The sequence below is a fragment of the Nitrosomonas sp. Nm58 genome (assembly GCF_900107335.1).
GTDB lineage: Bacteria > Pseudomonadota > Gammaproteobacteria > Burkholderiales > Nitrosomonadaceae > Nitrosomonas.
The window spans coordinates 36,967-61,582 of record NZ_FNPQ01000006.1 but is presented as its reverse complement, the minus strand read 5'-3'; the positions used below and the strand labels follow the sequence as shown (position 1 = coordinate 61,582).

Here is a 24,616-nt window from a genome sequence, read left to right as displayed (position 1 = left end):
CAGAAATCTGCATGAAACAGAGTATTTTGGAAAAAAACACTCAGATTGCTAAGTTTGATCATGGCGCATCATCTCGATTTGCTAGTCTGAAATGGAAGATTTCGCTACTCAGCAGCATAATTTTGCTGATAGTGGTGACGACATTCAGCATCATTAATTATCAGCGCTTCATCGATAATATTGATCAACAAAGTGATCTACAATATCAGCGATATGCCAAAGAGGTTGAAAAACTCATTGAGCAAATTTCATCTAGCTCACATCAGCTGATCAGAATGATTCCTTTCCTGAAAGGAATGGATGCAGCCTTGTCTGCACAAAATAATGAGCAGATTGCAAATGCATTTGAACATCACTGGCAATTATTGCAGCTTCAAGATGGAATTGAAGCGGTAAGGTTTTATGATCAATCTAATCAGCTCCTGATAGGTTGGGATAGCTTTGAAGCGGATATTTATCGAGATACGCTTCTTTTGAAGCATGTTCGTGAAGTCAATTTATATGAACAGCCCGCCAATCCATTAATCTGCATAGAAAGTTGTATACAGTATACGATCGAGCCGCTCCTGGTGGAAGGTATTCGTACAGGAACGATCGTTATTGGCGCTTCTCTGGCCGATGTTTTCTTAGGTTTTAAGCGAACATTTGGCTCTGATATTGGATTGTTTCTAAAAGAAAAAAAATACACGATTAAACACAATGATGTATGGTTTCCTGATTGGGAGATACGCCTGGCAGCATTGACCAATAGAGATAAGAATCTTGAGATCCTTTATCAAACGGTAGAAGAGTACCCCGATCTTGCCAAACTGAAGCAGGGCATTCAAACCGAATGGAATAAACGTTACCAGCGTATAAAACTGTTTCCATTACAAGGGATCAGCATGACAGATCAGGCTCACTTGGTTGTCATTACTGATATTACCGCTACCATTGAAGCGATTCGTGATTCTATTTGGCGTATAGTCATCATCGGTCTAATTGGTTTAATTTTTTCAGAAATATTATTGTTTGCTATTCTTTCTAAGCCACTCTCACGGCTTAAGCATATTGTATTTACCTTGCCGCTTTTGGCGGGTGGCAGCTTTGGAATCTTCCGCGCTACGCTTTCTTCTGTTAACAGGAAGCAATGGCTAAAGGATGAGATTGATCTTCTTTATGAAGCTGCAGTGACGTTGTCTCATAAGCTTGAGAAGCTGGAGGATAAAGTCGTTTATCGTACAAAGCTGCTTGTTCAGCAACGGGATGAATTAAGCAAAGAGAAAGATTTTATTGCACACTTGCTTGATACAGCTCAGGTCATCGTGCTGACCCAGAATGTCAAAGGTAAGATAATAATGTTAAACGCATATGGTGAAATGCTGATGCGTTATACTGAAGAAGAGATTCAGGGTAGGCCTTTTCTTGAGATATTGCTACCTGACAGTGAACAGTACAATCTTGGCCAGTACTTAGAGGAGATACATTCTGGTCGACGTGAACAATTGAGGCATGAGGCCATTACCTTATGTAATGATGGTTCAAAAAGACATATCGTTTGGTTGCACTCTCGGTTGTCGTGGCAATCAGAAGCAGATCCATCAGTACTTTCAGTTGGTCTGGATATTACAGAATACAAGCGTGTGGAAGGCCATTTAGCATGGTTGGCCGATCATGATCCGTTGACGAATCTATATAATCGGCGTCGTTTCAGTGAAGAGCTCGAGCATATGATCAATTGGGCGGAGAGATACCAACATCCAGGGGCATTGTTATTTTTTGATCTCGATCGATTTAAGTACATTAATGATACTAGTGGGCACCAAGCTGGCGATTCTTTGCTGAAGATAGTTGCCGACATGCTATCTCATGCAATTCGTGCTGCGGATATTACGGGACGTTTAGGAGGGGATGAGTTTGCTGTTATTCTGCCAGAAATTACAGCGAGCGGAGCTATTGAAGTCGCAAAGAAAATTCTATTACGCTTGAGTGAGACGCAGTTAACGGTAAATGGTAGAACATATAAAATTGCAGCCAGTATCGGTATTGCTCTTTTTCCGGAGCATGGTAACAATGTACACGATCTATTGGCTGCAGCCGATCTTGCTATGTATCAGGCCAAGGAAATAGGGCGGGGTACCTGGCATCTGTTTTCCAATGACGATCAAACGAGAGAGCGAATGTATACGCTTGTACATTGGAAAGAGCAAATCGAGTATGCCAATTTGAATGATAAGTATTTGCTTTATTTCCAGCCGATTATGTCGCTACGCGATAGAACGATCTCCCATTATGAGGTATTGCTGCGTATGTGCGGTAAGGATGGCACAATTCATTCACCTGCGGCTTTCATTGCTGCCGCAGAACATACCGGGTTGATCCATGAGATTGATCATATGGTATTGCGTAAGGCAATTGCACAAGCAGCCAAGATCAATAAATCAGGTAATCGAATTCGCTTATCAATCAACTTGTCCGCGCATGCGTTCAACGATCCAGGATTACTGCCAGTGATTAGACAGGAGCTTATGGATAAAGGTGTCGACCCCACTCTTTTAATGTTTGAAATAACAGAGACTGCCGCTCTCGATAATTTACCTGGAACACGAAACCTGCTTCGAGAAATTAAGGAACTTGGTTGCGGTTTTGTGCTGGATGATTTTGGTGTTGGTTTTTCATCTTTCTATTATTTGAGAGAGTTACCTGTCGATGCTGTGAAGATAGATGGCTCATTTGTTCGGAATCTGGCGAGTAGCCCTGCTGATCAAATATTGGTTAAAGCCTTATGCAGCGTAGCAAGGGGGTTTGGTAAGAAAATTACCGCTGAATTTGTTGAAAATGAGGAGGTGTTGGTATTGCTGGAAAAAATGGAGGTAGATTTTGCACAAGGCTATCATATTGGCAAGTCCTCTGCTGCTGATGAAGTCTTTGGTTCATCCGAAGATTAATTGTAATTGTCAGTAGATTAGACATTCCGTTGTGCTAACGAAGAAAATAAATCAGGTTACTTTTCTCGCTCTAGAGCTGCGGCAAAGAAGCCATCAGTTTGATGAAGTACTGGTGATAGCTGCAAGTATTCGCCTGTGTCAAGCGGTATTTTCTGTTGTGCCAGAAGACTTGCACAATTTAATCGGGTGAAATGAGAATTGCCAGAGAGGAAAGATTCTATAATCTCTTGATTCTCTTCAGGAAGTAGGCTGCAGGTAGCGTAAACCAGTCTGCCACCTGGTTTAAGTAGGTTGGCAGCAGAAGAAAGGATAGTTGCTTGTTTGCATTTTAATTCCTCGATACTTTGCGGTGTTTGCCGCCATTTTAAATCTGGGTTGCGGCGTAATGTCCCTAATCCACTGCAGGGTACGTCAACGAGTACTCGATCTATTTTTCCGTACAGGCGTTTTATCCTAATGTCATTTTCACTGCTGATGCGTTGAGGGTGTAAATTGGACAAACCAGAGCGCTTGAGACGTGGTTTCAGATTGTTAAGACGTTTCTCAGAGATATCGAAAGCGTAAATGCGGCCCTGGGAGTGCATGAGCGCGCCCAGCATCAATGCTTTGCCACCAGCACCTGCACAAAAATCAACAACCATTTCACCCCGCCGGGGTGCGAGCAGATAGCCCAGAATCTGACTACTTTCATCTTGTACTTCTATTTTTCCAGAAAGAAATAGCGGATCTTTATTAATGGCGGGTTTGCCAGTTAGACGAATACCGATAGGTGAGTAGGGGGTAGCGTGCGCCTCGATACCTTTCTGATTTAATAGTGTGAGCACCTCGTCACGTTTTGCAAACAGCGTATTGACGCGTAAGTCTAAGGGAGCGGGATACTGTAATGTTTGGCCCAGCCTGAGAATCTCAGTATCGGGTAAAAATTTTTGTAATTTTTCCATGAGCCATTCAGGAAATTCTGCTTGAATAGCAAGCGGTTGTGACGCTAATGTGATTGCTTTGATGTGTGCGAGCCATTTAGCTTCGCTTTCATTAACGAAAGAGGCCAGTTCACGCAAATTCATGCCTTCAAATTTGACTAGGTAAGCCAGAAGCAGAGTGCGGGGTGTTGCTTTCTCCGTCAGGCATTCCAGAAAAAATCTGTGACGTAAAATACCGAACACTATCTCTGCAATGACAGCTCGATCGTTCTGCCCCGCCATTGAGTGATCACGGAAAAACAGGCGGAGCAGAGTATCGGCGGGGAATTTCAGCGGTAATATAGTACGTATGGCTACCGTAGCCATGTCGAGTTGGGCAAGCGTTGGGCGCATGATTAATTGGATGGGTAATGATTCGAGAACGTCTTAAACTGATCCGTGAGAGGTTTAGCTTTTTTCTGTAAGAGGCATAACGTATTGATTAAAGGCGTGCAAAAATTTATAGCGAGACCATCAATGCGTTTGAAGAGAATTTTCATTGATCTAAGGGAGGCGAATATAAAGCATGGTTTTCTATGGCTGCCGCCCGAATTTCTACACAACTATTGGTAAGCGTAAGACGATCTTCCAAGAACCAGCGCACGGCTTGCGGGTAAATCCGATGTTCTTGCTGGAGAACACGCGCAGCCAAAGCTTCAGGGGTATCTTCAGGCAGCACAGGGACTGCAGCTTGAATAATGATAGGTCCATGATCGAGTTGCGAAGTAACAAAGTGTACCGTGCATCCATGAATTTTTACACCTTCTTTAAGCGCGCGCGCGTGTGTGTTCAAGCCGGAAAAAGCAGGTAGCAAGGAAGGGTGGATATTGATCAATCGATTCTGATAATGGCTAGCAAAACTGTCACCAAGAATGCGCATGAAGCCAGCAAGCGCGACCAAGTCGGGTTGGCAGGCATCAATTTTTTCTGCTAGGGCGGCGTCGAACGTTTCGCGATCTGGATAAGCGCGATGATCGACGACATGAGTCTGGATGTGACGCGATCGAGCAATTTCCAGCCCTGTTGCAGCTGGATTATTACTGATTACGGTGATGGTCTTAGCTGGGAGTTTTGCATCAAGTAGCGTTTGCATGTTGCTGCCACGACCAGAAATAAGAATAACCAGTGATTTCATCATACTTATATTGGTTAAGCAATTAAAATGGCTGGCTCGTCGGCGTGACGTTGCTTGATATGGCCGATTCGCCAGACAGTTTCTCCACAGGCATGTAAAACGGCCATCGCCTCATCAGCATGTTCAGGTGCAACCACCAAAACCATTCCTATGCCGCAATTGAAAACCCGAAACATTTCTTCATTAGCAACGTTGCCTTGCTGTTGCAACCAAGGAAATAAGAGAGGAATTTCCCAAGAATCCTTCTGGATATCGACCATCATTCCCGTAGGTAAAATGCGTGGAATGTTTTCTAGTAGCCCCCCACCGGTAATATGGGCAAGACCTTTCACAGGCAATTTTCTGATTAATTCCAGTACAGGTTTTACGTAGATACGGGTTGGCGCCATGATGGTTTCTATCAGAGTGCTATTCCCTAGTTTGGCGTTTAAATCAACAGGATGTTTTTCGATAATTTTGCGGATCAACGAAAAACCATTGGCATGCGCACCATTGGAGGCGATTCCTAGAATGATATCGTTTTCCGAAATGGTAGATCCATTGATGATGCTACTTTTCTCTACGATTCCCACGGCAAAACCAGCCAGATCATATTCGCCTTCTGGATACATGCCGGGCATTTCAGCCGTTTCTCCGCCAATCAAGGCACATCCAGCTTGTTCACAGCCTGCCGCAATACCTTGAACAACTCGAGTAGCCGTATCTACATTCAAGCTACCGCAAGCAAAATAATCCAGAAAGAACAGCGGTTCTGCACCCTGAACGAGGATATCATTGACGCTCATGGCAACCAGATCGATTCCAATGCTGTCGTGCTGATTAAACTGGAAGGCAACCTTTAATTTGGTGCCTACACCATCGGTTCCAGATACCAATACCGGATTGCGGTATTTCTGAGGGACCTCAAAAAGTGCACCGAAACCTCCGATTCCAGCAAGTATTTCCGGGCGCCATGTGCGTTGGGCAAAAGGTTTGATTTTCTCAACCAGAAGATTGCCTGCATCAATGTTTACGCCGGCATCGCGATAGGATAGTTGTTCTGGTTTAGGATGTTGGGAATTAGATGAAGTCAAGTTGAGTTCTCGCTTGGTTACGGATAGAGTGCTACTTCTCGGAAAGTGTAATTTTACCGCAAATGAACTCTAAACACTCTGAGGATCAACATTATCTTTGGTGGATCATTCTGATCGGTGTATTTGGGGCGCTGATTTATCTTTTGAGTCCAATGCTGACGCCTTTTTTACTGGCTGCAGTTATTGCCTATATCTGTAATCCACTCGTCTCATGACTGTCAGTCCAAAGAGTTTCCCGAACCTTGGGAACGGTGCTGGTCATGCTCTTATCACTGGGTGTATTCACGGCCTTGATTTTAGTCATGATGCCATTGTTTGAGAAGGAGATAATGCGGTTGGTTGAGCGTACTCCGGATTACCTTGAAACCGTTAAGAGTCAATGGATTCCCTGGCTGAAAACAACGCTCGGAATCGACCTGCAGTTGAACGTAGCCATGCTCAGACAAGCCTTGGCAGAGCACTGGAAAAGTGCTGGAGGTGTTGCTGCTAAGATGCTACCTTCACTGACGAGTGGTGGCGTCGTGGTATTGGATTTTCTAATGAATTTACTGCTTGTGCCAGTTGTGCTGTTTTACTTACTGCGTGATTGGGACACCTTGATTTCCCAGATCAATGAGTGGGTCTCACCTGCCTGGCGAAAGCAGCTGTATCCGCTTGTGCATGAAACTGATCGTGTGCTGGTAGAGTTCCTGCGTGGACAGGTTGCAGTCATTATTCTGATGAGCGGTTTTTATGCGACGGGTTATGGATGATTGGGTTAGAATTTGCTCTGCCAATCGGACTTCTGACAGGTATTTTAGTATTTGTTCCCTATCTGGGTGCAATCGTGGGTTTGGCACTTGCGACATTTGCCGCAGTCATGCAGTTTCAGGAATGGAGTGGCGTGATGACGGTTTGGGCCGTGTTTGGTGTTGGTCAATTACTTGAGGGCATGTTGATTACGTCTTGGCTGGTTGGTGAGCGTATCGGCCTGCATCCGGTCGTGGTGATTTTTGCTTTACTAGCCTTCGGTCAGCTATTCGGATTCATCGGTATCTTACTAGCACTTCCAATCAGTGCTGTAATGCTGGTATGGCTCAGACATCTGCATAAGCAGTATTTGGATACGCGGCAGTCCTGATTGATTTTTATTGTACTTTTTATGCACTACGATTTACTTTTTGTGGAATGACTGTTGCTGCAGATTTTAAAAAAATGAATGATTACAAGTCGATAAGTTACATAAAAGTGTAATCTTCTTGTTTCCTGGCAGTGACTTAGCTTTAATTAATATTTCCTTGATTTTCCAGAGATCACCCTTATGTTAACGGTATCTAATTTAGGGAAATTTTCTCATGATTACCGTCCGCCCTCCTGCTGTGGCTGGGCTATTTTATTCAGCTGATTCACAGCGACTGACTGAGAATATCGAACAATTATTGGGTGCTGCCCAGACGCATAAATCCATACCAAAGGCATTGATTGTGCCGCATGCGGGCTATACCTATTCGGGTGCGATAGCAGCGTCTGGATATGTCACGCTTTGTTCCTTTGCTGAGCGTATTCGTCGTGTCATCTTACTTGGTCCCGCACACCATATTGCAGTACGTGGTTTGGCATTGCCAGATGTAGATGCTTTTGCAACACCATTGGGCAGGGTGAGAGTAGATACAGCTATCATCAATAGAATTGCACACTTGCCACAACTGACAATCAGTGCGCGTGCGCATGCACTAGAGCATTCACTGGAAGTGCAATTGCCTTTTTTACAAAGCACCTTAACGGATTTCTCGATTTTGCCCTTGGTCGTAGGGATGACCTCCGCCGAGGAGGTCGCCGAGGTATTGGGTTATTTGTGGGGGAGTGAGGAAACCTTGATTATTGTGAGCTCCGATCTTTCGCACTATTTACCTTATCGCCTCGCGCAACGAGAAGATAACGAGACTGCTTTGTCCATTCTTCAATTGCGCCAATCCATTGATCAAGGGCAGGCTTGTGGTGCGGTACCCATTAATGGTTTGATGATAGCTGCGCGCAGACATCATTTGACCCCGCATTTGTTAGATTTACGCAACTCAGGAGATACTGGTGGTTCACCTGATCAGGTGGTGGGTTATGGCGCATTTGCTTTTACACTACCTCATTCATCTTCAGGGAATACTGAATATGCAGCCTAATCGAGGAAAAGAGCTGTTATCGATTGGACGGAATGCGATTGCTCGTACTTTGAATGTGGTTTATCGGTCGGATATTGATGAGCACGCCCCATGGTTGCAAGAATTGGGCGCGTGTTTTGTTACACTAATGCAGGATGATCAGTTGCGTGGTTGTATCGGCTCACTTGAGGCGCAACGATCATTATTAATGGATGTCAAAAGTAATGCGGTGTCTGCTGCTCTACATGATCCGCGTTTTGCACCTTTGCGTGCGGCTGAGTTTGACGATACTGATATCGAAATTTCAGTGCTATCACCGATGCTGACGATGGTAGTGCAGGACGAGGCGGATGCGCTAGTGCAGTTGCGGCCAGGTATAGATGGCGTAGTGTTTGAATATGGCCACTGTCGCAGTACATTTTTACCCCAAGTGTGGCAGGAGCTTTCGCAGCCACGTCAGTTTCTGACCCGATTGAAACAGAAAGCAGGGTTGCCTGCAGATTTTTGGGCAGAAGGGGTCAAGCTGTCGCGCTATACCGTAACCAAATGGCGTGAAATTGATGATGTTGAGGAATACCCAAATGGATGAACCCATTAGCAATGCAGAACGATATCCTGCCAAATACTGGCATCGGCTGAGTGATGGACGTATTCAGTGTGACTTGTGTCCGCGTGATTGTAAATTGCATGAAGGGCAGCGCGGTGCGTGCTTTGTACGGGGCCGGGTGGGCGATGAAATGGTGCTGACAACCTATGGCCGTTCTTCGGGTTTCTGTGTGGATCCGATTGAGAAAAAGCCGTTGAATCACTTTTATCCGGGCAGCAGTATTTTGTCTTTTGGCACGGCAGGTTGCAATCTTGCCTGCAAATTCTGTCAAAACTGGGATATTTCCAAATCACGTAGCTTCGATAAGCTTGCTGACCAGGCTAGTCCGGAGGCCATTGCGCAAACTGCCGAACGTTTGGGTTGCAAAAGTGTTGCGTTTACCTATAACGACCCGGTCATTTTTGCAGAATATGCCATGGATGTGGCCGATGCATGTCATGAGCGGGATATCAAGACCGTGGCAGTCACTGCGGGCTATATCCATGCCGAACCCCGACGCGATTTCTTCGCCAAAATGGATGCGGCCAATGTCGATCTAAAAGCGTTTACCGAGGAATTCTATGTCAAGCAAACCGGTTCGCGCTTGCAATCGGTGCTCGATACACTGAAATATCTCAAACATGAAACACAGATATGGCTTGAATTGACAACATTATTAATTCCTGGATTCAATGATTCTGCAGAAGAACTGCAGGCGCTCAGTGAGTGGGTGGCTAGAGAACTCGATGTAGAAGTACCAATACATTTTACGGCGTTTCATCCCGACTACAAGATGATTGACATACCGAGTACTCCAACGAGTACCCTGATTCAGGCACGAAAAATTGCCCAGACGGCAGGACTCAAGTACGTTTATACGGGAAACGTGCATAATCGAGAGGGAGAGATCACCTTTTGCTCATCATGTGGCGCAGCTTTGATTGAGCGTGACTGGTATGAGATTGCGCAGTATCGTCTGACTACAGACGGTCATTGTCCTGATTGTAATGCCACCATTGCTGGTCGTTTTGGTGAATATGCCGAGATATTTGGCAGGCGGCGTATTCCAGTTGCTATAGGAGACTTAATATGAGCGCAGTATTTATTCAGGATGGCGCTGCCCGACTGGGTGGTGAATGGGTGTTGCCACCTTCTGCAGCAGGTGTGGTGCTATTTGCCCATGGTAGTGGCAGTAGTCGCCTCAGCCCACGTAATACCTATGTAGCTAGCGTGTTGCAGGATCGTGGTGTGGGAACACTCCTATTTGATCTGTTGACGCAAGAAGAAGATCGAGACTATGCAACACGCTTTGATATCGAATTACTCACACGACGCTTGCTCACTGCCACATTATGGTTGAAGGGTGAGTCGAAGATGCAATCCCTGCAGGTGGGGTATTTTGGTGCTAGCACGGGTGCAGCTGCAGCACTGCAGGCTGCAGCAAAACTGGAAAATAAAATTGCGGCCGTGGTATCGCGCGGTGGGCGCCCTGATCTCGCTGGAGAGCAAGCTTTAAGGCAAGTTACTGCACCCACTTTGCTACTTGTTGGTGGAGTAGATTACGGTGTGATTGAGTTGAATCAACAAGCCTATTCGCTGTTGAATTGCGAAAAACAGCTTACTTTGATACCGGGAGCGACGCATTTATTTGAGGAACCTGGCACACTGGAACAGGTTGCGCGTCATGCGGCAGACTGGTTTGTCCAGCATTTCAGTATTCCAAAATAATTACTCATCGTTTTTTTTTAATAACCTGATCACTTCCTCATCACTAACCTGAGGAAATGATTGATAAAATTGTCCTACTGAATAAAACAGCTTTGGGGTATCAAGGCATACCATCTCATCTGCATAAGGCGCCACTTTAGCCAGAGTTTCGGCGGGTGCAACAGGTACCGCGCATATCAATTTTTGAGGATGTTTAGCGCGTACGGCATGCAGAGCAGCGATCATGGTGGAACCGGTTGCTAGACCATCATCTACTATGATGACGATGCGTCCTTGTGGATCCATAGGTGGACGAATCGGTGTGTAGCTATTACGCCGCTCGCGCATGACTTCAAGTTGAGTGGCTTTCTCGATTTCGATATAACGTGGATCGTCTACCACCTGGTGTGCATATTCGGCAAGATATGTCCACCCTGTTTCATCTATTGAACCAATGGCGAATTCCGGATTATCGGGTGCACGTAATTTGCGTACGAGCACGACATCCATGTCGCCATTTAGCATGTCGGAGATAATTTTCGCCATAGGTACTGCACCACGGGGAATCGCCAGCACCAGGGGGTGTTGGTCATGATACAGATTCAGTTGCTTTGCTAATAAGATGGCTGCTTCTTTACGATCACGAAACATTTCCTTCCCCTCCTTTCTGTCTGTCACTCAAATCATACGCTTAAACGGCTAACGGGTAGTCAGTTTTGTGATGGTAATCTGGTTAATCACTTAAAAGACAGGTAGGATATGAGACTTGAGAAAGCTGGATTCGTAGTTTTGATCGCTCGGTAAGTAGTCATGAGCTATATTGAACCTTGTTAAGTCAAGTCATGATGCTCATATTTCATATTTATTAAAGGAGATGTGTGCTATGAGTCATTCTAAAATTCCCCCAGGTTTCTATAAGATTACTCGTCGCGATAATTTTTTTCAGGAGCGAGTTTATGATGCTTATAAGGCCAAAGGTAAGTTACATGAGCCGACCGTGTGCCCAGATTGTAATGCAGTCTATCATCAGGGGCGCTGGCAGTGGTTGGCTGCTCCAGATGATGCCCATCGAGAAACTTGCCCAGCCTGCCATCGTATCCATGATCACTATCCTGCGGGCTTTTTGACCCTGCAGGGAGCGTTTTTTTCAGCGCATCGCGAGGAAATCATGCATCTTGTGCATAATGAGGAAAAGTATCAGCGTGCAGAACATCCTCTCAAACGTATTATGGAGATCGAAGAAGCAAACGATTCCACGTTGATTACTACCACGGATATCCATCTTGCTCGCGGGATGGGCGAGGCGATTCATCATGCCTATCAGGGTGAGCTTGAGTTTCACTATAACTCGGATGAAAACTTGCTGCGAGTGAATTGGTCGCGTTGATGGTATCAGTGATTATAAAACGGCCATCAATGTATTTTTTAATGATGAAATAGGAGAACAATTATGTTGGAATCATTAAAAGAGGCAGGAAAAAGTATCGGCCGTGAATTGGGTCGTGCCTGGGAAAATCTTTCTGAAGGCTGGCGTGAGTTGCTTAGTCGTAGTGGAGAGGCGCTGACCCATTTCTCACACAGCAAAGATAAAGCGATCGCGGAGCGCGATAGTCAGCTGCCCGTGCTTCCACGGTGGAGTTTGCTGGCAGGAGAAGTGGAGGAAACGGATAAAGAGATCGTTGTGCGCGTGGAAGTGCCTGGTATTGAGAAAGAAGATTGGCAAATCACCCTGGATGGCAGCATGCTCTATCTAAGTGGAGAAAAACGCTTCGAACGGGTTACCCAGGATAGCACTTACCATATTATGGAACGTGCCTATGGAACATTCCAACGATCGGTTCCGTTGCCACGCAATGTGGATACCGAGAGAGCAGAGGCTAATTACAAGAATGGTGTATTGACGGTTCGTTTGCCAAAAGTTGGAGATAGTAAGTCCAGAACGATTCGTTTATCCTGAGGCAGGTACTGATGATCGTGTTGCTAAGAAAGTAAAGTAGGATTATTTCTGAAATAATCTCTGTATGCGTCCATGAAGCAGTTATTGCTCGATATTGCGCCACCACGGCCCCCCACACTGGAGAACTTTATTCCAGGGCGTAATCTTGAATTGCTACAAACACTCAGGAATGCTGTAACTAATGCTAATCAGAATCCAGAGCGTTTTATTTACGTGTGGGGTAGTGCTGGGTGTGGTAAAAGCCATTTGTTGCAGGCGGTGGCTGAGACATTTGTCCAACAGCAGCTTAGGGCAATTTATGTTTCATGTGAAATTAATAGTGAATTTGTGTTTGATGCGGATTCTATTGACTGTGTGACGATCGATAATGTAGAACGATTGGGGTCAGTTGCACAAGTCAGATTATTTAATTTTTATAACCAGGTACGAGAGGAAGGAAATGCATTATTTTTGGTAAGTGGCGAAGTACCCCCTACACAATTGACCTTACGGCAGGATCTAGTTACGCGTCTTGGCTGGGGATTAGCTTATCAGATACATGAATTAAGCGATGAGGAGAAAAGAGAAGCTATGAAAAGTCATGCAATCAGCTGCGGGTTCGAGTTGTCTCATGAGATTTGCGATTATCTGTTGCGGCACGAGCAGCGTGATTTACCTACCTTAATTAGAGTGGTTGATGCATTGGATCGTTATTCGCTTGCCAAGCAGCGGCAAATAACACTTCCCTTATTACGTGAATTATTACAGGCTGCCTCATGAAGCTGACTTTATTTGATCTTGACAATACACTTCTTGCTGGAGATAGTGATTTTCAATGGGCTCAATTTCTAATCGAACAGAAAGTGCTTGATCGCGAAGTGTATGAAGCGCGAAATATTGAATTTTATGAACAATATAAAGCAGGGACGCTCGATATCCATGAATTTCTTGATTTTCAGCTAAAACCGCTTGCAAGACATCCACGAGAGCAGCTTGACGCATGGCGCAGTGAATTCATACAGAAGAAAATCATCCCACTGATTGCGCCAGGTGCGCATGAGTTGATTGCAAAGCATAAGCTCGAGCGTAATTTATGCGTCATCATAACGGCAACCAACAGCTTCGTCACCGCACCAATTGCGCGGATATTAGGCATTGACCATCTGATTGCAACTGAGCCAGAGCAGAAAGAGGGTCAATTCACAGGTCGAATATCAGGAACACCTTGCTTCAGAGAAGGGAAAATCACGCGACTGGAGCAATGGCTGGATGAGCATAATCTAACTTGGCTTTCTTTTTTAGAAAGCTGGTTTTATAGTGACTCACTGAATGATCTACCGCTTCTGAAGAAAGTGACGCATCCTGTCGCCGTTGATCCTGATGCCACGCTCGAAGGGCATGCACAAAGGAATGGTTGGTCAATTATTAGTCTGCGATAGCTCTGAGAGTCTGTTTCAAGGCTTCTGATATAAGGGTTGAGCGCGGACTAACAATTCGATTCACTTGTGAAGTGTTCGATGCTTTACAAGAGGAACCGATGGTATGGACACCTGACACTCGCAAGGATTATGCAAGCGATATGACAGGTACGGAATGGGAGAAAATAAAGCCGTGTCTGTGGCTCTGCTACCCGCCGCACAGGTTGTCCGTACACGACTTGTTTTTGCGCCGTGGTGAGCGCGAGATATTCTCTTTGCTGCAACCGGGCTGCCAGTGGAATATGCGACCCAAAGACTTCCTCATGGCAGACGGTTTACCGTTATTTCCGGGAGTGGATACGCACGACCCCGTATGGGAGTGTATTCACGATGCTCTGTATCGCGTCGCTCGCGCGGTCTGGAAGGCCGGAAGGAAAGCCCGGCGCTGACCATTATTGATGCGTGGTCCATAAAGACAGACGGGACGGATGCGAGGAGCGATGTCGGCTTTGACACATCACGACATGCCAAAACCGCTCTCACCTCTATCTATACCGCTATGATAAAACTTAGGTCTCGCAGGCTCGCCCGCTATGTCGAGTTTTGAAACGGACCTAATTACTTTAACGTTACTTATGTACTAATTTATTGCTATAAATTTAATTTAGTAGCTAAAACTTTATCTGACTAGATCAATAATGCGACTGTTGTTATAAAACAACATGTGATTAATATAGCCTTGACAGGGAAATCGCGCTTGCTATAAGCTCCTTCGTCAATGAATATGAGACAGTTGTATTTAATAAGCAACGAAAAATAAAGACGTATGGATAATAATCTAACGCATTGATAAAAAATGTCTTTGGGGATTATTGCGTTAAAATGGTCTTAGAATAAGATGACCAGCACCATTACTTCGAGGGGAAGATCTTGAGTTCGACAATAATTACGCTGGAGGATCCGCTAATGCAAGAATCTGATACTCAGCCTTCAAGCAAATTGTCAATGGCAGCGACACCTACAGCTAGCACGCTGGTTCAGCGACTGGCAGATTTTGATACGCTGATTGATGCACTGGAGTATGCAGCAGGCGGAGCGACAGGATATAATTTTTATGATGCAAAGGGAGAGTTGCGATCAGTACTTTCCTATAGTGCACTTAAACAAAATGCGCATATAGCTGCTCGCCGTTTATCTGGTTTAGGTTTGGCGCGTGGTGATCGTGTGGCGCTAATTGCTGATACAACGCCTGAGTTTATTGAGTTGTTTTTTGCATGCCGATATGCAGGGTTTGTTCCTTTTGCGATGCCAATACCCGTTAATCTTGGCAGTCATGCAATATATGTTCGACAGCTGCGTGGCATGCTTGAAAGTAGCCAAGCAAGTGTTGCAATAGCTAATCTTGATTTTGTTGGGTTTCTTGAAGAAGCTGTTGAAGGTTTAAGCACTGATCATTTGCAATGGGTCGGAACGCCAAATCAGCTTGATATGTTGCCAGAAGTAGAAGTGGTTTTGCAACCCAACTCTCCGGAAGAAGTTGCTTATTTACAGTTTACTTCAGGGAGTACACGGATGCCTCGCGGAGTAGTTATTACAGAGCGAGCCTTGATGTGTAATCTCCGTGGAATAGTGCGTAATGGACTAGAAGTGCATGCTAGTGATCGTTGTGTTTCGTGGCTTCCGTTTTATCATGATATGGGTTTGGTGGGTCTTGTATTGTCACCAATGGCCGCCCAGCTCTCGGTGGATTATTTGGCAACACGGGATTTTGCAATTAGGCCACTGCAATGGTTGAAATTAATTAGCCGTAATCGCTGTACGGTTGCTTTTAGTCAACCGTTTGGTCTTAAGCTTTGTGCGTTAAGAGTTCGAGAGTCGGATTTAAAGGAACTTGATTTAAGCTGTTGGCGTGCAGCAGGTATCGGAGCCGAAATGATCCGACCAGATATTTTAAGAAACTTCGCAGATAAATTTTCTGCGGCAGGCTTTGATGAGCGTGCTTTTTTACCTTGCTATGGCTTGGCAGAATCTACTCTTGCTGTTTCTTTCTCGAAGATTAATCAAGGCGTGATGAGTTTACAGGTTGATACTAAAACGTTGGTTGAAAAGAAAATGGCAGTGAGAGTACAAGCGGAAGGCAGGAAATTTAATGAGTTTGTCAATTGTGGCCGTCCACTTCCCGAGCATACTGTTAAAATTGTTGGTGATAATGGAGAAGAGCTGTCCCAGATGATGGTTGGTAGTGTTTTGGTTCAAGGAAAGAGCATTATGACCGGATACTATAATAATCACGAAGAAACCAATAAGGCATTAAAGCCGGGAGGCTGGCTTGATACAGGTGATATTGGATTCATTCTGGAAGGTGATTTGTATATTACTGGACGCCGTACTGATGTCATTATTGTTAACGGTCGAAATATTCGTGCGCAAGATATAGAGGAGCTTGCCGAGCAGCAACCAGAAGTTAGATCCCGTGAAGCATCAGCTTTTGGAATTAATGGGGCAGATGATACGACGATCGTCGTGTTAGTTGTTGAGTGTCGTTTATCCTCGGTGGAGGAAAGGCAGTCCCTTACAAGTCGGCTACAGCAAATGGTCTATATGGCTTTTGGTGTTAACTGTTTAGTTGAATTAGTACCACCTCACACGTTACCGAGAACATCATCTGGTAAACTGTCACGTTTTGCAGCACGACAAGGTTTTCTTCAACGCGCAAATATAGCTGATCAGATATCTATAGTTCAGTCTGGAGACAGATAATATTAAATGTCACAAGTGGTGGCAGTAACGGGTGCCACTGGGTTTATCGGTCAGGCATTGCTTGATAGTCTGCTGGGAAATGGATGGAACGTTCGCGCATTGACTCGACGGGTCTCATCTGCTGAACGAGAAAACCTAGAGTGGATATATGGGGATTTAGATAATCACGGGTCGCTACAAAGACTTGTTAAGGGAGTATCTGCTGTAATACATTGCGCAGGCGCGGTAAGAGGCAATTCCCTAGGAAGCTTTTTACATAATAACGTAGTGGGTACAGATAATCTATTGCACGCAATTATTGAGCAGAAATCTGGGCCTCGTTTCCTTTTTATATCTTCTCTGGCAGCAAGAGAACCTAAACTTTCATGGTATGCGATCAGTAAATTCAAAGCTGAACAACTGATTAATGATTGTTCGGACAATATGCCATGTACTATCTTTCGTCCCGCGGCTGTGTATGGTCCCGGCGATAAAGAGCTTCAACCACTTTTTAAAGCAGCTTGTTATGGCGTACTACCCTCTGTCGGTCATTTGGCTAATCGCTTCGGATTGCTTCATGTTAATGATTTAGTAGCAGCGATTCATTGTTGGTTGCGTAGCGATAAACCCATTACAGGGACTTTTGAGATTGATGATGGCACGCCGGGTGGTTATACTTATCGACTAGTAGCAGCTATTGCGCAAGACATTTTAGGAAAACCTGTTAGATGCATTAGATTACCTGGCCCAATGCTTCAATTAATCGCCTGCGTTAATTTGTGGGTATCCCGATTAATAGGCTATTCACCCATGTTGACTCCTGGAAAAGTATGCGAATTACAACACCCAGATTGGGTGTGTGATATAGCGCCTTTGAAGCGAGGTTTAGCGTGCTGGTACCCTAAACTTCATCTCTGTGATACATTGCCACAATTGATCAAACTCTGAATTTTTTAATTAACGAATGGCAGAAATTAACCAAGAAGACATTTTGCATTTATTAAGCCAACGCCTAGCAAGTTTCGCAAATCCGGAACTGGAAATTACACCCGAAACAAATCTCATTACTCAACTAGCGATTGATTCCATAAAATTATTGAATCTCATTATGGAATTAGAAGATCACTTTGATATTTCAATACCATTGAATGCTCTCACAGACGTGCTCACTGTCCGTGATCTTGCTAATTTGATTTACAGAATCATGTCCGATTCAAAATGAATTTACTAGAAAAACTTGATGCAGCCGCTGCAGCTAGAAAGGCACAATTACCAACTGGATTAAGCGCTTTTGGTATACCTATAGAAGAAATTTATTCTCCAACAGAAGCAAGAATTGGTGAACGTCGGATTTTGCTTCTTGGTACCAATAACTACCTTGGACTTAGCTTCTCGCCAGAATGTAGGAAAGCAGCACATGAAGCGATAGATAAGGAAGGCACAGGTACTACAGGTTCCCGAATGGCAAATGGAAATTATTCGGGGCATCGTGCGCTCGAGATGGAATTTGCTGATTTTTACCATTGCCGATCATGTATCGTTTTTACAACAGGCTATCAAGCTAATCTCGGAACGATCTCCGGATTAATAGGCGCGGGTGATGTAGCACTTATTGACGGCGACTCTCATGCAAGTATATATGATGGATGTATTCTAAGTGGAGCGGATATCATCCGCTTCCGGCACAATGATATGGCGGACTTAGAAAAACGTCTTCGACGGCTGGGTGATCGTAGTAAGAATACCCTCATTATTGCTGAGGGTATCTATAGTATGTTGGGTGACCAAGCACCTTTAGCTGAAATTGTAAGCTTAAAAAATGCTTATAACAGTATTTTACTGCTTGATGAAGCACATTCGCTTGGTGTTTTGGGTGAAACTGGGCAAGGCCTGGCTGAAAAGACTGGACTCATCAACCAAGTTGATTTTATTACTGGAACTTTTAGTAAAAGTTTATGTGGGATAGGCGGTTATTGTGTGAGTAATCATCTGCAACTTGACCAGTTACGTTATGTGAGTCACCCTTATATTTTCACAGCTTCACCTTCGCCATCTACCATTGCAGCAACGCGCGTGGCTTTAAGATTACTCCGAGATGGCAGTAAATTACGTGAGCAGCTATGGAGAAATGCACGGCAACTCTATTCGCATCTTAAGATGATCGGACTTCAAGTTGGTCCAGAACCTGGACCTGTCGTAGCAACCATATTAGATAATCCCCAACAAGCATTAGCTTTGTGGAACGGCTTGCTTGAGAATGGCATTTACGTCAACTTGATTCTTCCCCCGGCAGCACCTGAAGGTAAATCATTGGTACGATGCAGCGTAAATGCAGCACATACTTCTGAGCAAATCGAACATGTCTGCCAAGCTTTTTCTAAGCTACATTCATCAATTATTCAGTGAAAGATTTTTTATAGATCTAATTAGAATGCTGGCAGAACAATATGCTATTTTCCGATTAGCTATAAAATGAATTCTTCTTACATTATGCATCACTGGATTACCCCAAGCTGGCCATCGCCACCAAATGTAAAAGCAATTTTCACTACCCGAAAGGGCGGGGTGAGTAAAAACAGAAGCGGTGCTTACGCAGAACTAAACTTAGGTGATCATGTACACGATGATTCATTATTGGTACAACAGAATCGCGCATTGCTACGTACATATTTGCCGAGTAATCCATGCTGGTTGAAACAAGTTCATGGAGCGAGACCAGTCTGGGTGGAAGAGAATGAAGTAAAGCCTGAAGGTGACGCAGCATTGAGTCGTTGTGGCGGGAGAGTGTGTGCAATATTGGTGGCAGACTGTTTACCGATATTTCTATGCGATACAGCAGGCAGTGTTGTGGGTGTTGTCCATGCTGGCTGGCGAGGATTAGCCAGAGGAGTAATTGAGAACTCTATTACGGAGATGGCTTGTAAGAGCTCTGAAATTATTGCCTGGCTTGGTCCTGCAATTGGTCCCAAGCATTTTGAGATCGGGGAAGAAGTGCGGGAAGTGTTCTTGGAGCAAGATAGCAAATCTGGCGCTGCCTTTACTCCTGGCCATAGTGATAAGAAATGGTTTGCTGATCTATTTATATTGGCACGGCAACGACTGACAGATGTTGGAGTCACTAAAGTTTATGGCGGTTATGAGTGTACATTTAGTGACCCATCAAGATTCTATTCTTATCGCCGAGATGGTAAAACAGGCAGAATGGCCGCACTGATTTGGTTAGCAGATACGACTTAAATGAGAAGAAGTCGTTGGGGCGCAAATGTGGAAGAAAGTAGCACAAATACCGTGTATAAATTTATCATGGAGAATAAATATATTTTTGGGTGCTAGCAACAAACCACTAAATCATTCTGGTGCTTTCCTTTAAGGAGGAAAGCATTTTGTTTCTTAGGTTGGCAAGTGCTATAACACATGATACAAGGCGTTTATCTTCCATGATTTTCTGCAAAAAATAAATTTTATGTCAACTCTCACCTGGATCATTCTGGCTGGCCTGCTTGGTGGCTTACTGAGTATACTGTTTGCGGCCATATTGACTTTTAATACTCGTAGCTCATGGGTATCTATGTTGGTTTCATACGCAATCGGGGCACTGCTAGGGGCGGCATTCTTAAACACTCTGCCTGAGGCTCTCGAGCTTTCTGAGAATCCAAAACAAATAACGATCATAGTTCTGCTAGGTATACTCATTTTTTTTATCCTAGAGAAACTCGTGCTGTGGCGGCACTGCCATATGGATGAATGTGAGGTACATGATCCTGAGCATGGTCGTTCTATTTACAAGATCCAGAGCGATCATGGCCGTAGCGGTATGATGATTATCTTAGGAGACACATTTCATAATTTTGTCGATGGCATACTCATTGCAGCAGCTTTTATGGTTGATATCCAGCTCGGCATTGTTACCGCTATTGCAATTATTGCTCATGAAGTTCCCCAAGAGGCTGGTGATTTTATTATTCTGCTCAATTCTGGTTACAGCCGCACTCATGCGCTTTTACTTAATTTGCTATCAAGTGTTGCAACTTTAGTAGGAGGGGTACTTGCTTATTTTATGCTGCATCAACTTAATCATCTCGTCTTGCCAATGCTTGCAATTGCAACAGCGTGTATGATTTATGTGGCAATGGCAGATCTCATTCCAGGTTTGCATAAACGACCTGAGTTGGCTGCCACAGTTCAGCAAGTGGTGCTAATTAGTTTTGGAATTGGTTCTATTTGGCTGGTTGAGACTATGCTCAAGCATAGCCACTAAAGAGTCGTCATAAGTAGGGCAGGCACAGTTCGAGGGTTTGATTTATACTGCGCAGTTGTATTCACTGTCTTTTAGTGAGCTTTGAGATAGCGCTGCCATGGTATCCTTGTGCGGTGCGATAGTATAAGTGACGCAAGGGTGTACCATTTCGTGTCACTATTCTATATTGTACAGTACTAGGTTGGTCAAGCATGTGATCAATTTCGTCTCCTTCTCGATCACGCTCAAGCGTATGGCGTTCCATTCCTACTAAGATAATAGGACGGTTACTAGGTGGATGCGATGGAAACCAGAAATCATACATGGCACTATTGTCTCCAAACATATTTCGCGAGCGGATATCCATTTTATTACTATCTTTATTGTAAAAAGATAATGCACTTGCAATTGACCATTTACTCATGCCTACTACAATCGGCACTTGTCCAGTTTGGGATCGCATCTCTTCAGCTATCTTTTCGACTTCAAGAGTGGCTTCCTTCCAGAAATAATGTTCAGTAAGAAATTGATAGGGTATTCCTGGAATACCTAGTACGACATAATGTAGTACAAATGTATAGGCAAGTAACGAAACGATAATGGTTGGTTGCCATATTGCACGCAGACGACTGGAGATAGTATATAGGGTCCTACTCTGCCCCATCATCCATGCGATAGTGGGTAAAATGGCAAGCCAGACAGGGCTGGTCCAATGAAATCGTGGTGTATCAAACGTACTGATGCCCAAGAAAATTACCAGTGGAATTCCAGTAAATATAAGCACAAATAAATTGCGCCTACGCTCACATTTATCATAGTTGTTATTCTTAGAGCAAATATATCGAAGCGCATGCAAGGCAGCATATAAGCCCACTGGGGTTAAAATGATTGCGATATAAAGGAGCAGGTAATGGACGGAGAAAGTATGCCCTCCACCACCAAGTCTTTCAGTTTGAAATAAAAATGAAACCCAGTTATTTTCATAATTCCAGATGATAACGGGTGAGAATAGCAATAGTGCGAGGATTGCCGAGAGATAGGGTTGAGGCCGACGCATCCAACGACGCGCAGCAGGATCCAAAATAACAAAGGCTAAAGCGGCAATACCCAATAAACCGAGTGTATATTTGGACAATAGGCCCAAACCAAAAGCAACTCCCATCCCTAGCCAAGCTATGTTTCGACCAGCTACAAGAGCACGCTCCATATAATATAAAGTGGCAGCCCAAGTGGCAATCAATGGTGCATCGGGTGTCATCACTAGACCAGAAGCAAAGCCAAATGGCAGGATAGATAGCAGCATGATTGCACGCATACCTGTTGATTTGTCATATAGGTTGCGCGCAAATGCATAGAGGTAGCCCATAGCTATCAAGCCACAGATAAAGGCGCCGATTCTGACACCTAACTCATTTTGGCCTGCAATTGTGGTACCTAGCCAGATTAACCAAGCCACCATTGGAGGATGATCGAAGAAACTCAAATCCATGTGCTGAGTATATTGCCAATAATAAGCCTCATCAGGAATGAGTTGAGCCAGACCAAGATAAACAAGGCGCAGTAGAATAACAAAAAGCACAATTCCAACTGCAGCCACTCGCCAGCGTATATCTAATGATGGGCGATTTCTATTTTCTGGGAAAACATAAAAGGCTGAGCCAAGATAATTAACAGCTGCTGTTGCTGCAATTGCTGGGAATATCGCTAACTCGGCTGGCAAATGCCAAGTATAGACAAGGAGCGCAAGTACGCCACCACGTAAGAGTAGTGCAAATAATCCGACAGTTAAGAAGCGACCAAATTGATACCAATCTAGGTTGCCCTCATGATACGATCGAAACGACCATTTAGAGTTAAGTGTATAATTTATAGTAACCGCTGCTAAAAAACTCGTAATATGAGCCAATGCGAGTCCAGAGTTCCAACTTATCATCCATTGGAATATCAAAGCATCGACAAAAATACCCATAAACCCAACAATTGCAAAACGGCTAGCTGTGCCGATAGATACTGTGCCTCCGGCTAGTGTGATCAACCGCTGTAGATAAATCAGATGATGTGAAAGGGATAATTTCGAGGTGCCTTGTGCTCGGTCATGAAATGTGATGGGTATCTCTATGACGCTAAGATTTCCTTGACCTGACATCAACAACTCAAGAAGTATTTTGTATCCGCGAGCCTTTTCTGGGATATTGGTTATAAGCTTGCGATGAAATGCGAAAAAACCAGAAGTAGCATCGCTTACATCGCAAATAGGGCGTGCAAGTAGGCCACCCGCCCGTGACAGCCATTGCCGATATAGAGGCCAACCTTGAGTACTTCCGCCGGGAATGTATCGGCTACCTACTGCAACGTCATAATTACCATCCAGTACTGGCGCAACGACAGCGGGTAACTGCTCAGGTAAATGGCTCAAATCTGCGTCCATTACAACGATGATATCGCTTTTGGCGATAGCTGTACCTGCCAGAATTGATGCCGTTAGATCTGGTTTTTCCTGTCTCTCAACAAGATGAATATTTTTCTTGTGTGCTTCCCATCTACGTATTTTTTCTGGTGTTCCATCCGTTGACCCGTCATCAACAAAAATAACTTCAAAACTTCCTGGTACCAAATCAAGAGCAAGCAAACGTGTTAACAGTAAGTCCACATTTTCTGATTCGTTGAGAGTGGGAATGACGATGGAAAACTGCATTATTTAATTTTGTAAAAGAGCGTGGATTCAGAGGTGTGGAGCATGAGTACTACCGTTTCTGGTATTCATGCACAGCACGGTTATGGTCTTTCAGTTTGGTTGAAAAATGCGATTCACCATTACCCTTCGCAACAAAATAGAGCGCATCGGTCTCTGCTGGATTAAAAGCTGCTTGAATTGAAGCTAGTCCTGGCATAGCAATAGGCGAGGGAGGAAGTCCGGAACGGGTATAAGTATTGTATTCTTGATCGCTAAGCAAGTCTTGCTTACGTAAATTGCCATCAAATTTATGGCCTATTCCATATATAACAGCTGGATCAACTTGCAGTTTCATACCCAAGTGCAGCCGATTGACTAATACGCCTGCAATAATGCCGCGGTCACTTTCCTTGCCAGTCTCTTTTTCAATGATCGAAGCTAGAATCAATCCTTCATATTCTGATTCTAAGGGAAGAGATTCTTTTCGAGAAGACCAGGCTGCTTTTAGATGATTTTGCATTGTTCGGTAGGCGCGTTTTAAAATGCTAATATCGCTGCTATCTGTTAGAAAAAAATAGGTGTCCGGGAAAAATAAGCCTTCTGCTTTTAATTCACTGGCACCAATCAGCTGTAGAATTTCTTGCTCGCTAAGATTAAGTGTATCGTGTCGAATTGCTGGATGTTCATCTAACACTTTCCTGAGCTGGAGAAATGTCCACCCTTCAATGAACCGAATTTCATTTTGTTTCGCATCACCCTTAACAAGATATTCCAGTAACTGCCGAGGGGAAGTATCTTCAACAAGTACATATTCACCTGCCTTTATAGATGATTCATAGCCGAGCACTTTCGATAATAAGATGAAAGACCAGGCATTGGGGATCAAATGATCAGAAGTTAGTCGATTGGAAATACTTTTTAGGTTGTTTCCTGATGTAATCGACAATTCGTAAGGGGTAAATGGTAACTTAGTTGCAGTATTAACAAGATAATAAAACCAACCGACAAAGAGAGCAATTCCAATGAAAGTAAATAAAAAAAGTAATCCTGGTTTCTGGAAGAGGCGCTTTAATGCCCACATACGCCAAAT

General features: G+C 44.2%; 23 protein-coding genes. 17 read left to right on the top strand and 6 right to left on the bottom strand.

Annotated features, from left to right (window positions below):
* The first annotated feature begins 11 nt into the window (after positions 1–11).
* The gene (locus BLW34_RS04125) at positions 12–2,927 is read left to right on the top strand and encodes a bifunctional diguanylate cyclase/phosphodiesterase (protein WP_090575998.1); all 2,916 of its coding nucleotides are present in this window, start codon (positions 12–14) and stop codon (positions 2,925–2,927) included.
* A 56-nt stretch (positions 2,928–2,983) separates the two neighbouring features.
* Here BLW34_RS04125 and BLW34_RS04120 read toward each other — a convergent pair whose 3' ends face one another.
* From BLW34_RS04120 to purM, 3 genes are all read right to left on the bottom strand, one after another.
* A complete protein-coding gene (locus BLW34_RS04120) occupies positions 2,984–4,240 on the bottom strand; it encodes an RsmB/NOP family class I SAM-dependent RNA methyltransferase (RefSeq protein ID WP_090575995.1) in 1,257 nt (418 codons plus the stop codon).
* Between the two features lie 142 nt (positions 4,241–4,382).
* Positions 4,383–5,021 carry a phosphoribosylglycinamide formyltransferase gene (gene purN / locus BLW34_RS04115; RefSeq protein WP_090576065.1) on the bottom strand — a complete coding sequence of 213 codons (639 nt, stop codon included), beginning with the start codon at positions 5,019–5,021 and terminating at the stop codon, positions 4,383–4,385.
* 14 nt (positions 5,022–5,035) lie between these two features.
* Positions 5,036–6,094 (bottom strand): phosphoribosylformylglycinamidine cyclo-ligase, encoded by a 1,059-nt coding sequence (gene purM / locus BLW34_RS04110; protein WP_090575992.1) that lies wholly within the window; start codon positions 6,092–6,094, stop codon positions 5,036–5,038.
* A 260-nt stretch (positions 6,095–6,354) separates the two neighbouring features.
* On the opposite strand from purM, the gene BLW34_RS16765 reads away from it, so the two are divergent.
* The 6 genes from BLW34_RS16765 to BLW34_RS04085 all read left to right on the top strand — a co-directional run bounded on the left by BLW34_RS16765 (position 6,355) and on the right by BLW34_RS04085 (position 10,543).
* Positions 6,355–6,846 carry an AI-2E family transporter gene (locus BLW34_RS16765; protein ID WP_256203569.1) on the top strand — a complete coding sequence of 164 codons (492 nt, stop codon included), beginning with the start codon at positions 6,355–6,357 and terminating at the stop codon, positions 6,844–6,846.
* Entirely contained in the window at positions 6,843–7,214 is a 372-nt protein-coding gene (locus BLW34_RS16760; protein ID WP_256203568.1) for an AI-2E family transporter, read from the top strand. The genes BLW34_RS16765 and BLW34_RS16760 overlap by 4 nt, the downstream gene beginning before the upstream one ends.
* 214 nt (positions 7,215–7,428) lie before the next feature.
* Positions 7,429–8,250, top strand: a complete 822-nt coding sequence (gene amrB, locus BLW34_RS04100; protein WP_090575989.1) for an AmmeMemoRadiSam system protein B — start codon at positions 7,429–7,431, stop codon at positions 8,248–8,250.
* Positions 8,240–8,818 carry an AmmeMemoRadiSam system protein A gene (gene amrA / locus BLW34_RS04095; RefSeq protein WP_090575986.1) on the top strand — a complete coding sequence of 193 codons (579 nt, stop codon included), beginning with the start codon at positions 8,240–8,242 and terminating at the stop codon, positions 8,816–8,818. Before amrB ends, amrA begins: the two co-directional genes overlap by 11 nt.
* The gene (gene amrS / locus BLW34_RS04090; protein ID WP_090575983.1) at positions 8,811–9,908 is read left to right on the top strand and encodes an AmmeMemoRadiSam system radical SAM enzyme; all 1,098 of its coding nucleotides are present in this window, start codon (positions 8,811–8,813) and stop codon (positions 9,906–9,908) included. Before amrA ends, amrS begins: the two co-directional genes overlap by 8 nt.
* On the top strand, positions 9,905–10,543 hold the full coding sequence (locus tag BLW34_RS04085; protein ID WP_090575979.1) for a dienelactone hydrolase family protein: 639 nt from the start codon (positions 9,905–9,907) through the stop codon (positions 10,541–10,543). Before amrS ends, BLW34_RS04085 begins: the two co-directional genes overlap by 4 nt.
* Here BLW34_RS04085 and BLW34_RS04080 read toward each other — a convergent pair whose 3' ends face one another.
* Positions 10,544–11,173, bottom strand: a complete 630-nt coding sequence (locus BLW34_RS04080; protein WP_090575976.1) for a phosphoribosyltransferase — start codon at positions 11,171–11,173, stop codon at positions 10,544–10,546.
* 232 nt (positions 11,174–11,405) lie between these two features.
* Between BLW34_RS04080 and BLW34_RS04075 the strand changes: the two genes are divergently transcribed.
* The 10 genes from BLW34_RS04075 (at position 11,406) to BLW34_RS04025 (ending at position 20,873) form a co-directional block, all read left to right on the top strand.
* Positions 11,406–11,909: a BCAM0308 family protein gene (locus BLW34_RS04075; RefSeq protein WP_090575973.1), complete on the top strand. Its 504-nt coding sequence runs from the start codon at positions 11,406–11,408 to the stop codon at positions 11,907–11,909.
* A gap of 63 nt (positions 11,910–11,972) precedes the next feature.
* A complete protein-coding gene (locus tag BLW34_RS04070) occupies positions 11,973–12,479 on the top strand; it encodes an Hsp20/alpha crystallin family protein (protein ID WP_090575970.1) in 507 nt (168 codons plus the stop codon).
* A gap of 72 nt (positions 12,480–12,551) precedes the next feature.
* Positions 12,552–13,238 (top strand): DnaA regulatory inactivator Hda, encoded by a 687-nt coding sequence (gene hda, locus BLW34_RS04065; protein ID WP_090575966.1) that lies wholly within the window; start codon positions 12,552–12,554, stop codon positions 13,236–13,238.
* Positions 13,235–13,897: a histidinol-phosphatase gene (locus BLW34_RS04060; RefSeq protein ID WP_090575962.1), complete on the top strand. Its 663-nt coding sequence runs from the start codon at positions 13,235–13,237 to the stop codon at positions 13,895–13,897. Before hda ends, BLW34_RS04060 begins: the two co-directional genes overlap by 4 nt.
* A 945-nt stretch (positions 13,898–14,842) precedes the next feature.
* Positions 14,843–16,636 (top strand): fatty acyl-AMP ligase, encoded by a 1,794-nt coding sequence (locus BLW34_RS04050; protein ID WP_256203566.1) that lies wholly within the window; start codon positions 14,843–14,845, stop codon positions 16,634–16,636.
* Positions 16,637–16,642: 6 nt separating this feature from the next.
* Positions 16,643–17,563, top strand: coding sequence for an NAD-dependent epimerase/dehydratase family protein (locus BLW34_RS04045; protein ID WP_090575952.1), 921 nt, complete (start codon positions 16,643–16,645; stop codon positions 17,561–17,563).
* Between the two features lie 16 nt (positions 17,564–17,579).
* Entirely contained in the window at positions 17,580–17,837 is a 258-nt protein-coding gene (locus BLW34_RS04040; protein ID WP_090542342.1) for an acyl carrier protein, read from the top strand.
* The gene (locus tag BLW34_RS04035) at positions 17,834–19,021 is read left to right on the top strand and encodes a serine palmitoyltransferase (RefSeq protein ID WP_090575948.1); all 1,188 of its coding nucleotides are present in this window, start codon (positions 17,834–17,836) and stop codon (positions 19,019–19,021) included. The genes BLW34_RS04040 and BLW34_RS04035 overlap by 4 nt, the downstream gene beginning before the upstream one ends.
* 66 nt (positions 19,022–19,087) lie before the next feature.
* Positions 19,088–19,852 carry a peptidoglycan editing factor PgeF gene (pgeF, locus tag BLW34_RS04030; RefSeq protein WP_371263907.1) on the top strand — a complete coding sequence of 255 codons (765 nt, stop codon included), beginning with the start codon at positions 19,088–19,090 and terminating at the stop codon, positions 19,850–19,852.
* 226 nt (positions 19,853–20,078) lie between these two features.
* Positions 20,079–20,873: a ZIP family metal transporter gene (locus BLW34_RS04025; protein WP_090575942.1), complete on the top strand. Its 795-nt coding sequence runs from the start codon at positions 20,079–20,081 to the stop codon at positions 20,871–20,873.
* 61 nt (positions 20,874–20,934) lie between these two features.
* Here BLW34_RS04025 and BLW34_RS04020 read toward each other — a convergent pair whose 3' ends face one another.
* The gene (locus tag BLW34_RS04020) at positions 20,935–23,547 is read right to left on the bottom strand and encodes a glycosyltransferase family 39 protein (RefSeq protein ID WP_090575939.1); all 2,613 of its coding nucleotides are present in this window, start codon (positions 23,545–23,547) and stop codon (positions 20,935–20,937) included.
* 49 nt (positions 23,548–23,596) lie between these two features.
* On the bottom strand, positions 23,597–24,607 hold the full coding sequence (gene mltG, locus BLW34_RS04015; protein ID WP_090575937.1) for an endolytic transglycosylase MltG: 1,011 nt from the start codon (positions 24,605–24,607) through the stop codon (positions 23,597–23,599).
* Positions 24,608–24,616 lie beyond the last annotated feature (9 nt).